The sequence below is a fragment of the Methanosarcina thermophila TM-1 genome (assembly GCF_000969885.1).
In the GTDB taxonomy this organism is placed as follows: Archaea; Halobacteriota; Methanosarcinia; order Methanosarcinales; family Methanosarcinaceae; genus Methanosarcina; species Methanosarcina thermophila.
The window spans coordinates 2890592-2904068 of the sequence record NZ_CP009501.1 but is presented as its reverse complement, the minus strand read 5'-3'; the positions used below and the strand labels follow the sequence as shown (position 1 = coordinate 2904068).

At 41.9% G+C, this 13477-nt stretch carries 12 protein-coding genes; 4 read left to right on the top strand and 8 right to left on the bottom strand.

Going from position 1 to position 13477, the window contains the following annotated elements:
• Positions 1-51: 51 nt before the first annotated feature.
• The 4 genes from afpA (at position 52) to MSTHT_RS14635 (ending at position 2362) form a co-directional block, all read left to right on the top strand.
• Positions 52-699 (top strand): archaeoflavoprotein AfpA, encoded by a 648-nt coding sequence (gene afpA, locus MSTHT_RS12660; protein ID WP_048168092.1) that lies wholly within the window; start codon positions 52-54, stop codon positions 697-699.
• A 52-nt stretch (positions 700-751) separates the two neighbouring features.
• Positions 752-1258 carry a ferritin family protein gene (locus MSTHT_RS12655; RefSeq protein WP_048168091.1) on the top strand — a complete coding sequence of 169 codons (507 nt, stop codon included), beginning with the start codon at positions 752-754 and terminating at the stop codon, positions 1256-1258.
• A 443-nt stretch (positions 1259-1701) separates the two neighbouring features.
• On the top strand, positions 1702-1842 hold the full coding sequence (locus MSTHT_RS14640; protein WP_156149760.1) for a hypothetical protein: 141 nt from the start codon (positions 1702-1704) through the stop codon (positions 1840-1842).
• A 376-nt stretch (positions 1843-2218) separates the two neighbouring features.
• Positions 2219-2362, top strand: coding sequence for a hypothetical protein (locus tag MSTHT_RS14635; RefSeq protein WP_156149759.1), 144 nt, complete (start codon positions 2219-2221; stop codon positions 2360-2362).
• Positions 2363-2638: 276 nt separating this feature from the next.
• Here the strand turns inward: MSTHT_RS14635 and MSTHT_RS12645 are convergent, their stop codons facing one another.
• From MSTHT_RS12645 to MSTHT_RS12610, 8 genes are all read right to left on the bottom strand, one after another.
• The gene (locus MSTHT_RS12645; RefSeq protein ID WP_048168089.1) at positions 2639-3274 is read right to left on the bottom strand and encodes a cyclase family protein; all 636 of its coding nucleotides are present in this window, start codon (positions 3272-3274) and stop codon (positions 2639-2641) included.
• 146 nt (positions 3275-3420) lie between these two features.
• Positions 3421-4413, bottom strand: coding sequence for an isocitrate/isopropylmalate family dehydrogenase (locus MSTHT_RS12640; RefSeq protein ID WP_048168088.1), 993 nt, complete (start codon positions 4411-4413; stop codon positions 3421-3423).
• 68 nt (positions 4414-4481) lie between these two features.
• Positions 4482-5036, bottom strand: a complete 555-nt coding sequence (locus MSTHT_RS12635; RefSeq protein ID WP_048168087.1) for a manganese efflux pump MntP — start codon at positions 5034-5036, stop codon at positions 4482-4484.
• 470 nt (positions 5037-5506) lie between these two features.
• Complete coding sequence (locus MSTHT_RS12630) at positions 5507-5908, bottom strand: hypothetical protein (protein ID WP_048168086.1); 402 nt, start codon at positions 5906-5908, stop codon at positions 5507-5509.
• 322 nt (positions 5909-6230) lie between these two features.
• Positions 6231-7109 carry a DUF7714 family protein gene (locus MSTHT_RS12625; protein WP_048168085.1) on the bottom strand — a complete coding sequence of 293 codons (879 nt, stop codon included), beginning with the start codon at positions 7107-7109 and terminating at the stop codon, positions 6231-6233.
• Between the two features lie 96 nt (positions 7110-7205).
• A complete protein-coding gene (gene hacB, locus MSTHT_RS12620; RefSeq protein WP_269429857.1) occupies positions 7206-7706 on the bottom strand; it encodes a homoaconitase small subunit in 501 nt (166 codons plus the stop codon).
• 169 nt (positions 7707-7875) lie between these two features.
• Positions 7876-10398, bottom strand: coding sequence for an oligosaccharyl transferase, archaeosortase A system-associated (locus MSTHT_RS12615; RefSeq protein ID WP_048168083.1), 2523 nt, complete (start codon positions 10396-10398; stop codon positions 7876-7878).
• Between the two features lie 542 nt (positions 10399-10940).
• Positions 10941-13472: an oligosaccharyl transferase, archaeosortase A system-associated gene (locus MSTHT_RS12610; protein WP_048168082.1), complete on the bottom strand. Its 2532-nt coding sequence runs from the start codon at positions 13470-13472 to the stop codon at positions 10941-10943.
• Positions 13473-13477: the final 5 nt, after the last annotated feature.

The following is a 13477-nucleotide window of genomic DNA, read 5'->3' as shown; positions in this document are numbered from 1 at the left end:
TAAAAAGAAATAAACTCAGAGTTTGACAAATCAGTTAAGGAGGAAGTTATCTTGGTAGAGCCTTTAAATAAGGAAATTAAGCGAATAGCATGGGGAATAACAGGTTCGGGAGACCAGATGATTGAGACCTACAGTATTCTGGTAGATATTAAGAACCGAACAGGGGTTGAAACGATGGTTTTTCTCTCCAAAGAGGGCGAGACCGTAATGAAATGGTATCATCTCTGGGACAAAATCCAGACCGATTTTCCTAACTTCAAAGTCGATGCAGGTCCCAACTCCCCATTTATTGCAGGCCCGCTGCAGATGGGATATTACGATTTCCTGCTGGTAGCCCCAGCAACTGCCAATACCGTGGCAAAGATAGTGCATGGGATTGCAGACACCCTTGTTACAAATGCAGTTTCTCAGACTGCAAAAGGAGAAACACCAATTTTCATCCTGCCAGTAGACCAGAAAAGGGGGAGTGTAAAAACCGCTGCTCCTAGCGGCAAAGCCTTTGAGCTTAGAATGCGCGAAGTAGATGTTACAAATTCGGAAAAACTTGCACAAATGGAAAATATTACAGTGCTCTCTAGTCCATTTGAGATCTATGATATCTTTGGACTCGAACGGCCTACTGAAGATATAACTGTGAAGGTGAGAGAGCGAAAGAAAACTAAAGCTAAGAAAGAAACCAAGAAAGAAACCGGGACGTAAGACTTAAAAATGGGGAGATTTGGAAAAATAAGAATCGGAGGGGGTAGTAAATATGAAAAGCGCATATCAAAGTGTAGTGGAGGAAGTAAAAAAGCTCAAGGGAATTGAAGAAGCAGTAGCTCTGGCGATTGAGAGAGAAAAAGAAGCAAGGGACTTCTACCTGAGTAAAGCTGCTTTAATGGAAGACCCTAAATTTAAGGAGCTTTATGAGTACCTGGCAAATCAAGAGGTAACACACCTTGGTTACCTTGAAAGATACCGGGATAAGAAAGAATTGCCCGTAGTAAGTACGGAGATTCCAAGCGGTCAATCTTTTACCCCTGAGTTTGACTTGGGACGTACAAAAGGTGGAGAGGTTACGCTTGGAGATGCGGGCATCCTTATTGCAGCCCTGAGGCACGAGAGAAAGAGTGAAGATTTCTATACTGAAGTCGCAAAAAGGGTTGAAGACGAAAGCCTGAGAAACTTCTTCCAAATGCTTGCAGGTTATGAGAGAGGGCATTACGAGCTAATTGACAGTTTCCTGGATGAGATTACCAGATTCAGGATGCAAACCTGAAAAGCCTGAAGTGGCTATGAGTATATGTATTAGACTGAACTGCAGGGACTTTAAAGGGATTATCACTACTGCAAAGGGATTATCACTACTGCACAATCGGTGAAAATCATAGAACAGGATCTCAAAAGGCAGGAATCCAGATATTTGAGCCCGGACTTCAGGTAAAAGTACGAGCCATAAGGAAAGGAACCTGTAAGATGGAAAAAGCTTGGAGAAAAGCTTGCAGATGCTACAAAAATAATATAATAAGAATTTTACTATTTCCTTTTAACAATTTTTTTTCTTTATGTTCTCTATTTCTTGAAAATATCCAGAAAAGGCTTTCAGCTTCAGTAGCCGTAAAGCCTGGAAATCATTGCAGCAGATCCTCCAAAAATACTTTCACCCTGCTAGGCTGAGATTAATAAATACTGAAGTACTTTTTGAGAATAGAGGTGAATACAATGGAGGAAATATTCAAAGGATTGGTCGAACGTGCGCAGTACTATGAGCAGTTTGAAAGTTACAGGAACACAGGTCTCTCCGAACATTTTGGAGATATGGCTACACTTAAACTAAAAGCTCCAGCAATGAATATTACGTAAGGCTTAATTTATTGATTGCCAGCTGAGAGTAACTTGATTCACATAACAAAAAGTTGTGAGCTTGCTGCAAAGACTCTAAAGAAATGGAACGTTGAGAAGTAAGTTTCAAGAAAAAGGAATTTTAGAAGAATTCAAGAAATTCAGAAAAAAATCAGAAGTATGAGATAATAGTAATGAAGTTAAAGGCGGAGAGACTCACTTCTCAACTGGTTCCATTTCTGCAAGTTCCTCCCCTGTCCCATAGTAAATTCTGAGGTTAACGCTTCACAATATTTTTAGAAGCATCCAGTGCGTCAATGGCAAATATTTATAAGTATTAGAGAGAAATATCTATTTGGGTTAAGAAAAATATCTATGTGGGTTAGGGGGAATTCGCATGAACGAATTTTTTGAAGAGATAATCGAGAGAACTCATTATTATGAGCAGTTCGAACTTTTCAGGGAATATAAACAAACATTCCAGAGGAATCAAACAGGGGAAAGCAAGTCCAAAAAAAGGGATATGAAACCTGAAAAATAACTCAAGTATCAAATTAAAACAAGAGAAAAAACAATATGAACCTGAAGGGCTTCACGTAATAGAAGAATTGTACTTCTGACTTTTTTGATATATGCTTTAGACCCTTTTGGTACCTGAATATTTTATAGATTTTTAAGCTTTTATATTTTCAACATTTTTGTCTGCTTTACTGTTTACCGTTCAAGATTTTATCCTGCTATAAAAGAAATTACTCTTTAACAAGTATTACTCTTTAACAAGTATTACTCTTTAACAAGTATTACTCTTTAACAAGTATTACTCTTTAACAAGTATTACTCTAGCCGGAGCTCCGTCCGTGTTTATACGTAGAGGCAAACCTAAGAATGTATACTCCCCTTCCTGGACACCGGCAAGGTTGAGTCCTAAAAACAAAGTTGTATTGTTAATAAGTATTTCACGGACTTCGTCGTCCCCGTCAGGCTTTTTAACGCTCAGGTAGTCAAAGCCTAGGGTTTTAATTCCGGCATTGACGAGGTATTCAGCTGCGTCCATTTTAAGGTGCACATAGTTCTCAAGGAACTTAACGTACCCCAGGGTTGAGTTCCTGGTCTTGAGAAGCACTATGTCTCCTGGCTGGATATCAAATGTTTCAAGATCCTGGCTGTGGATTTCGTTCTCCACATGGATAAGATCAAAAACCTTGCATTTTCCATAAAAGTGATCAAGAGGCAAGTCAGCAACACTTTCTTTACCATCCTGAAGATGCAGTCTGGATTCTACATGAGTACCTGTATGGCTTCCCAGAGTCAGAATAGATTCGTTTACATTATCTCTCGGGATAGAAGCATACCTCTGAATAGATGGCGACGGCTTTCCCGGGTATACAACCATTTCTTCCGTAATAAGCAATGAGACATCGAAAAACTGACGCAGAATGAAACCCCCACTCATTCGTTAGTGACATATCAGAATTTAAGCGCAGCTATTTTGATAGTCTATTTTGATAGAAATCTAACTGCTCTTCATAATAATAGAGGGTTTAAAATATTAAAAATTCCCCTCCGGCAGGAGGCATATCCAGTATTACTACTGAGTTTTTACAGATTTTTCCTCACATACTCCGCAACCGCGTTTCCGACTTCCATTGTGCTGGCTGTTCCTCCGAGGTCAGGAGTGATAATTTTCTGTTGAAGCACATGGGCTATCGCCTCGTCTATAATTTGAAATCTTGCTTCTCCCATCCACTCCAGTAGCATTTTTACGCAGAGAATTGCAGCAAGCGGATTTGCAATGCCCTTTCCGGCAATATCAGGTGCACTTCCGTGCACAGGTTCGAAGAAGGCATATTTATCTCCTATATTGGCGCTCGGGACAAGGCCGAGACTTCCTACAAGAGCTGCACACATGTCACTCAGGATATCCCCAAAGAGGTTAGTTGTAACCACAATGTCATATCTTTCAGGATGCATCATAAGGCTGTAAGCCATTGAGTCAATCAGCATATCCTCATACTCTACTCCGCGAGCTGCTGCCGTCTGCCTGCAGATATCAAGGAAAAGTTTGTCAGATTTCAGGACATTGGATTTATGAACAATTATCAGCCTTTTCTTCCTTCCCTTAGCAAGTTTACAGGCATATTCGGCAATTCGCTCGGAGCCCTTTCGTGTTATTATTCGTTTTGTCCAGGAAAACTCAGGTCCTATTTCCTCAATCCCAGAGTACAGCCCTTCAGCGTTTTCCCTTACAATAATAAAATCGAAGTCGCTTCTCCCGGTAACCCCTGTTATGCCGGGAAGAGGTTTTATAGGTCTAATATTGGCATAAAGATCAAGTTCCTTTCGGATGGTTAGGAGAATGCTTTTGTAACTTGGGTCCGGCACAGTGGTAACGGCTCCAAAAAGAACTGCATCGCATCCTTTTATAGTCTCCAGATCGTCACTCGACATTGCAGTCCCTGTTTTTTCCCATCGAGTGTAGCCTAGCTCCAGAGGTACTTTCTCAAGCTCAAGCCCGAAAGCGTCAAGGACTTTAACAGCTGCAGGGATTACTTCCCTGCCGATCCCATCACCTTCGATTACAGCCAGTTTCATGCTACTGCATCTGTAATTTGGAGTATATGAATCTGGCGTAAGTTTTTCAGATTTAGGAAATCTCAGATTCAAAACATGTGCTCGACAAGGGTTTTTATGCCGAGCCCGATAAGAATAAGACCTCCTATAATCTCGACTTCGTGCTCAAAGAAATGACCTATTCTGTATCCAAGGACTGCTCCGCAGAAAGACATGAAAAAGGTCACACAGCCTATTATAATTACAGGTTCAAGAATAGGCGTATTTAGAAATGCGAAACTTATCCCCACAGCAAGGGCATCTATGCTTGTAGCGACTGCGAGTACAAAAAGTATCGAGTAATTAAGGGAACTTACCTTTCCATCGGGATCTCCGTAAAGAGCCTCGTAAATCATTTTGCCTCCAATAAAGGCAAGAAGCCCAAAAGCAATCCATGGAGCATAATCTGAGACAAAGCCGCTTACTGCACTCCCTCCAAGCCAGCCCAACACAGGCATAAAAGCCTGAAACCCCCCGAAAAAGAAAGCCAGCTTAAGCGCATCATTGAGCCGAAAGGGTCTTATTGTGGTTCCGCTTGACATGGAAACTGCAAATGCATCCATTGCAAGTCCAAGCCCAAGAAGAAAATTAGTCAAGAAAGACATAAAATGTGTTTACTCCGGTTTCGTTTTAAAAATAGTATAGATGGATATTTAAGGGCACTAAAATTCTCATGTGCTGAGGATGTTTGAGAATCAAAAGTTTTATAGTGTCCATGTGGTATAGTTGTCATCCTTTTGATGACACGTAAATCTACAATAAGATTTAAAGCTATGTCTTCTGAAAAGGTAAAAACCTTTCTTAAAAAGGCAACTTTTGTAATAAACTGCTTGAATGCAAGTCTTTTCAAAAAAATAGCTTGCCCACAAGCCTTTTCAAAAAATGCTTGAGCGCAAACATTTTGAAAAAAGTTTGATTAAAAATCGGTGTGATGGCGTGGTCACTCAGCGCAATGGTTTCGCCTGAGCAAAAACGGCAAAATTTTGGGTTTGAGAACATTATCCAAAATCTTATTCGGCATTATCGACGGGCGCAACGAGTGCGCCACAACTTGTGCTTGAGCCAAAACTCAGGCTCATACTTTGGCTTTAGACTTTCTCCCAACCACTGATTTTACTCTATTACCTGATGGCTCTGACTTTAACCTTCTGTAGACGGTGTATTTACCGGTGCCATCATAGGAAACCGCATACTTACCGTCTTCTCCATTAAAAAACTTAAAACCGCTTCTGTAAAATGCTGGATGTGCTACAATGCGCGGAGGATTAATCGAATAACGCTGGTATATATTATCGTCGGCGAGAGTTTTAATCCAGTCAGGTATAGTGTCCACCTGCTGATACTTCGCCTGAACATTACGCCCAAGAATTGCATTATAAGCAAGTGAAGCCTGCACTGCAACCTTTATAAGCAGTACCTTAAGCAAGAAAATTCCTATGATTAACCCAGCAAGCCATGCAAGCATTAGCCAGAGCATAATACCAACCCCCCCAAAACTTCGGTTTTACTTTTAATTAGTCGGTAGTCTGTGACTACGTGAATATCTTAAACCTTTAACATCCCCACAGCCCTTAACCGAAGAGCAACATAGTAAATTAATCCCTGAAATTATGCTTTCAAACATAATAGAGTTTTCTATTATATTTTCATATTAGAAGATATATATTGAATTTGGATTATTTATATCAAAACAGATGATTATTTTAATTAATGAGAGGATTTATTGTAAACTAATTGTGCTAAGGAAAAGCAGAGCTAATAGATTGGGCATAAGCCTTGCTGTAGTCGCAGTGAACAAATCAAGGCTGGCGGTTGAAGTCCTCAGAACCCTGCCTCAACATCTTCACAAGGTTTCGAACAGCCTCAGCAACCTGGTACTCCGATGCTCCCCAGTGGACTACAGCACCATCAAAACCCGAGATTTTTACAAGCCCTGAGTTCTCAGACCTGCAGCAGCGCGTAATGAAAGGTTTTGAGGGCATAACTATCTCAGATTTAAAAGGACAGATATCTACAAAGGAATACTCAAGTTCAGGAAAGCGCATCTCAAAAAGGGTTTTTGAAATCTCGCACCCTACCAGTAGATGTCCGTTCTCCGTTATTACATCCGAATCCAGGCATTTTCCTTCCAGTCCAGATGCACTGCATGGGAAAACAGTGTTTTTCCCTTCAAACTGCCTTAGATCAATCACCTTTTCAGTAAACCTGACCTGCAAATCCCCGAAGATTCCACTGGCTTCAAGCCGTCGTATAACCAGGGAAAGCCAGGAAGGATAAGGAGGAGCAACATCAAGGATTTCGAGTTCAAGTATGCCTGAGAGGTCAGGCTTATGGACAAAAGTAACGTGCTTATCTACACCTGTGAAAATTACCGTGTTCACTTTGCCGGTACAGAGCTTCTCGGCAGTTTCTATCAGGAGTGCGCGGTCTTTTATGTTCAGCTCCCTATCATATTTCACTACTTCTTCTCCCGAGGCTATTGTCTCAAGAGCTTCAACCTTTCTGAGCAGTCCCTCTCCGCTTTTTTTCACACGATAAATTGCATACTCTGAGTTGCCGGTCAGGGGGTCTCCTTTTTTGACAATCAGATAGTCAGTCAGAAAATAGATTGGCTCTTCTGTGCCCGGGCAGAAGGATTCTGTCACGCCCACATTTTTATATTCATCAGGAAAAATCATAAGTATCGATTGTTTTGGATAATTTGTTTTTCTGAATCGTTGATTACTCTGAGTGAAAATCGAATTTGATTCGGTTCCGATATTTATAAGATAAGGTTATTCCTTTTGCTCACTCTGGACTTTTTTCCTGTGAGCTACAAGCCCTCCGTCAGCAAGTATCTGGAGCAGGAAACCCGGTAATTTGTTTCCTTTGAAAGTACCTTTTCCTGGAACTGTAACCTCGCCTTTTAAAAGGTCAACCTTAATCTCGTCACCTTCCTGACATTCAATATCTGCTTCTATTAGGGGCAGACCCACGTTGATTGCATTTCGGAAAAAGATCCTTGCAAAAGATTTTGCGACTACACAGGCAATGCCCGCATGTTTTAGAGCGAGTGGAGCCTGTTCTCGCGAGGAGCCACAACCGAAGTTTTTGCCTGCCACAATAATGTCACCTGGTTTTACCTTTTTTGCAAATTCCGGGTCAATACCTTCCATTGCATGAGCTGCAAATATCTGCATATCCTTGGTTCGCAGGTATTTTCCGGGAATAATCACATCTGTATCGATATCGTCTCCAAATTTCCAGACTCGACCTATTATAGGATTTTCCATCATACTTCACCTGCCAGGTAGTTTTTTAATAGTATATTTAGGTAGCGAAAATGAGACAAAATTTTGCAAGTCTAACTTAAAACATGGCGGATAATATAGAACCAAGAAAATAAAGGCATAAGGAAAAGTGGAGGAGAGACAGTAGAGTTAGCAATAGCACACTCCGACTGCCTCAGACCTTTATCTCTTCTCCGTTTAACACAGCTTCTTCACTTACCCTAACCTCTTTTGTCGTATTGCCGTAACTCACTACATAGGGTCCCACAGGTGCAGTATCGAACTGAGTCTCGCCTTCAATCGGACCCTCAGTTGAATAGGGTACTGTAAACTCGTACCTGCCCTGAGAATCCGCAGTTGTTGACTGCGTGTATTCAAAGGTACGTCCCTGTCCTGTAAGGATTGTAGCGCTTATTTTGACGGTTTCATTGGGGGATGCAGTACCTGTTATGTTTGCACCTTTGACATATTCGAAGATCTTGACATAACCCGTATGTATCACTGGAATATTGCCTCCGAATACAAGATTATAGACCTGTTTATACACTACCTCATTGGTTTGATATGCCTCAGTCTCATGAACCATACGGTAATGCTTCATGCCGTTTGCGTCAAAAATGTGCAGCCTTGCTTCCATGGAATTGAAGTATCGGGTAGAAGGTATAGTCTCATACCCTCTGCCTGTCCAGATAGTTTGATAATACCCTTCAGTATCAAGGGTCCAGGCAGGCATTGCTCCAAATATGTCCGTGGCCATTCTGGCATCAGACATTATGTAACGTGCGCCTGCTTTGTCAGGTCTGGGATCTATAGCTTCAAGCACAGCATTTCCCTCTTCTTCGGACTGGGCTGTGAAAAAGCTTGCAGCACCTGGCTGGTTTTCTTCCTCAATGCTCACCCTGCGCCCTCCTACACCTGCCTGGAAAGGATTAGCATTGGGCATTCTGTGACCAAAAAACTCGATATAGTGCCCATAGTCCCACCAGGACATAACACCGTATGCAGTATCAGGATAATCGAAAAGCTCCCCGTCTTTCGGGGCTTCATAAATAGCGTTGAAGTCCATCCCGGGATCGGGGGTGTTTGACCGAAGCCAGAGGGTCGCTTCCAGCCAGGGTTCATTGGGGTCGTTTGAGCCTTTTGCCTGAAACATTGCAGATCCGTATGCCGGATAAACCAGAAGTACTACTATAGCCAAGACTGCTAACACCTGCTGTATTTTGACAAATTTAAAAGCATCAGGAATATCGGCAGGCGATTTTACAGTATTTTTGAACTTCTGATCAAGTTCATTCCACTTCACAATGTCAAGTAGCAAGCCTCCCAGGTAAGCACCCAGGAGTGAAACATTTATGGAATAATAGTAGGCAAAACGGTTCTGGCCGTAAATTGCAAAGAGAATAAGAAAACTCCAGATAAGAACCAGCACTTCCTGAGGCTTTGGTTTTCTGAACAGGTTTGCAGCCAGAACAAACATACCCAGTAGAGAAGCAAAGAAACCTGTAACAGTGAAGTTTGCAAAAGCTTTTTCCAGGGTAAATACGCCACCCTGGTAGAACATGGAACTAGCCTCACCAATGGTAGAAGGTCCACCCTTCTGGATCATGAAAACGGTTGTAGGGGCGTGTATAATCAGGGAATAAAGGGAGGGAGACGCGAATTTGATAATTACAAGCCCGAGAATTCCAGCTCCGAGGATGAGAAGAGGGAAGTAATAAGCTTTTATTTGCTTTCTTTTAAACTCCCTTTCAAGGAAACTCAATGCTGCAAAACCTGCCAGTGTCCCAAGTGCAGTGACAACATGGAACCAGGAGTAATAGTAAAGCGAGAAACCCATATCAGGATGCACAAAAGGAAAGATGAGCACAACACTTACTAAAAATGTGGCTATGCCCGTAAATCCCAGATAATCGCTTGATTCATTGCGGAAATTGTCAATGATATACTGGAATATGGCGTAAATGAGAGTGATTAGGAGGAAAAGAGAACCTCCTGGCCAGGAGAGCTGGTAGGCGGAATACATGACACCAGCAATAACTGAGTACAGTAAAGGCTCTTTCAGGACACGGAAGTTCTTATTGAATACATCTTCAAAACGCAGTTTTTTTTCCTTTGCCGAGATGAGAGCAAGCATGAAAAACATCATAAAGAAAGTGCTGAATAGCGATTCAGCCACATGGTGGTCTGTAAAACCAATGAGAGAGCGTTGAAGAAAGTGACCGGGAGCAAACGCAATCAGTATCGCAGCTAGAAGCCCTGTTTTACGCCCGCCAAGGTATTTTCCTATGTAGTAAACCGGAATAACAGTAAGAGCTCCAAGCACTGCAGGGAAATACGCAGCTATGGTATTAACCAGCTGGGGACTGGGATTACCCATCCCGAGAACAAAGGAAGTAATAGCTATCATCTGGTCGAATAATGGTCCAAAATGGATGTAACTCCCGTAAGGATAATTGGTCATGGGATTGTAAAACATCCTGTTGGGGTAATTCTCAAGCAGGACATATAAAGTACGCATATGATACCAGGCATCGTTGGTCGCGAATTTCACAACCCCGCCAGGTAAAAATACGGTATCTGAAGGAAGGGTTCTGACCCACAAAGATATAAAACCAACTATCGCAACTGCTAGGGTATAAGGCAAGCTGGATCTTATTTTATCTTGCAATGATGATACAGGATGATCCTGAGAACTCATAATAATCCCTTTTAAGAGGTAAATTTTTGCATAAATATATAATTTGTGGGGAAGAAAATCAAATAAATAATATTGTCTGACTTAGAAAGTCAATATGCTTATTTATAATTTTATCTAATTCACTTTCGGGAACTTTAGACAGTTTTTGCTAAGCCGGTCACGAAAATCATCGGAAATACCAGTATTTCCGATGAGATCCTTGTTCCTCTGTCCCATCGGCAGGCTCTCTCAAGCCATTTACTATGGGACAATAATGCGTCTTCTAAAAGACACCCTATAAAAGACGCGGCACAAGGGCAATTTCAGTCTGAGACATCCTAATATATGTGGAATAACTTTATTAATAGTATATAAAAGTATATGCAAAAGCGAATCGCATAATTATAAAAGAAAGAATTATTCTTGAAGGTTACAAGATTCTGCAAGAATCTTGTACTGGTGAACGCCAGAGAAGAATAAAAATAATGAATGCCAGAGAAAAATAAAAATGGTGAGGAGTTGTCCTGACCGCATATCTGGAATATTTAGATTTTTATCTCTCTTTAGATCTTTATCTCTTCTCCGTTTAACACAGCTTCTTCACTTACCCTAACCTCTTTTGTCGTATTGCCGTAACTCACAATGTAGGGTTCCACAGGCGCAGTATCGAATTGAGTCTCGCCTTCAATCGGACCCTCAGTTGAATAGGGTACTGTAAACTCGTACCTGCCCTGAGAATCCGCAGTTGTTGACTGCGTGTATTCAAAGGTACGTCCCTGTCCTGTAAGGATTGTAGCGCTTATTTTGACGGTTTCATTGGGGGATGCAGTACCTGTTATGTTTGCACCTTTGACATATTCGAAGATCTTGACATAACCCGTATGTATCACCGGAATATTGCCTCCGAATACAAGATTATAGACCTGCTTGTACCAGACTTCATCGGGTCTTATAGGATAAGGTTCGGTCTCATGAACCATACGGTAATGCTTCAAGCCATCTCCATCAAATATATGCAGCCTTGCTTCCATGGAATTGAAGTATCGGGTAGAAGGTATAGTCTCATACCCTCTGCCTGTCCAGATAGTTTGATAATACCCTTCAGTATCAAGGGTCCAGGCAGGCATTGCCCCAAATATGTCCGTGGCCATTCTGGCATCAGACATTATGTAACGTGCGCCTGCTTTGTCAGGTCTGGGATCTATAGCTTCAAGCACAGCATTTCCCTCTTCTTCGGACTGGGCTGTAAAAAAGCTTGCAGCACCTGGCTGGTTTTCTTCCTCAATGCTCACCCTGCGCCCTCCTACACCTGCCTGGAAAGGATTAGCATTGGGCATTCTGTGACCAAAAAACTCGATATAGTGCCCATAGTCCCACCAGGACATAACACCGTATGCAGTATCAGGATAATCGAAAAGCTCCCCGTCTTTCGGGGCTTCATAAATAGCGTTGAAGTCCATCCCGGGATCGGGGGTATTTGTCTGAAGCCAGAAGGTAGCTTCCGTCCAGGGTGGATTAGGCACACTACCTGCACTTTTTGTATACAGCATAGCTGTGCTGTACATTGGAAGAATTAACACGACTACTATGATAAAGATAGCAAGAACATGCCCTAACCTGATAGATTTGAGGAATCCCTGAATATCTTGAGGTGATCTCATATTAGTCCTGAGGCTTTCTTCGAGCATGTCCCATTTTACTGCACCAAGCAATAGTCCTCCCAGATAGGCACTCAGGATTGAAACGTTTATAGAATAATAATATGCAAACCGATTCTGCCCGTAAATTGCAAGGAAAATAAGAAAGCTCCAGATAAGAACCAGCACTTCCTGAGGCTTTGGTTTTCTGAACAGGTTTGCAGCCAGAACAAGCATACCCAGCAGAGAAGCAAAGAAACCAGTAGCCGTGAAATTTCCAAAAACTTTTTCCAGGGTGAAGACCTTGTCATAGTAAAATATTGAAGAAACTTCCTCGATTGTGGAGGGTCCACCCTTCTGGATCATGAAAATGGTTGTCGGGGCGTGTATAATCAGGGAATAAAGGGAGGGAGACGCGAATTTGATAATTACAAGCCCGAGAATTCCAGCTCCGAGGATGAGAAGAGGGAAGTAATAAGCTTTTATTTGCTTTCTTTTAAACTCCCTTTCAAGGAAACTCAATGCTGCAAAACCTGCCAGTGTCCCAAGTGCAGTGACAACATGGAACCAGGAGTAATAGTAAAGCGAGAAACCCATATCAGGATGCACAAAAGGAAAGATGAGCACAACACTTACTAAAAATGTGGCTATGCCCGTAAATCCCAGATAATCGCTTGATTCATTGCGGAAATTGTCAATGATATACTGGAATATGGCGTAAATGAGAGTGATTAGGAGGAAAAGAGAACCTCCTGGCCAGGAGAGCTGGTAGGCGGAATACATGACACCAGCAATAACTGAGTACAGTAAAGGCTCTTTCAGGACACGGAAGTTCTTATTGAATACATCTTCAAAACGCAGTTTTTTTTCCTTTGCCGAGATGAGAGCAAGCATGAAAAACATCATAAAGAAAGTACTGAATAATGATTCGGCAACATGATGGTCTGTAAAACCAATGAGAGAGCGTTGAAGAAAGTGACCGGGAGCAAGCGCAATCAGTATCGCAGCTAGAAGCCCTGTTTTACGCCCGCCAAGGTATTTTCCTATGTAGTAAACCGGAATAACAGTAAGAGCTCCAAGCACTGCAGGGAAATACGCAGCTATGGTATTAACCAGCTGGGGACTGGGATTACCCATCCCGAGAACAAAGGAAGTAATAGCTATCATCTGGTCGAATAATGGTCCAAAATGGATGTAACTCCCGTAAGGATAATTGGTCATGGGATTGTAAAACATCCTGTTGGGGTAATTCTCAAGCAGGACATATAAAGTACGCATATGATACCAGGCATCGTTGGTCATGAATCTCACAATCCCGCCAGGTAAAAATACAGCATCTGAAGGAAGGGTTCTGACCCACAAAGATATAAAACCAATTATCACAACTGCTAGGGTATAAGGCAAGCTGGATCTTATTTTATCTTGCAATGATGATACAGGATGATCCTGAGAACTCATAATAA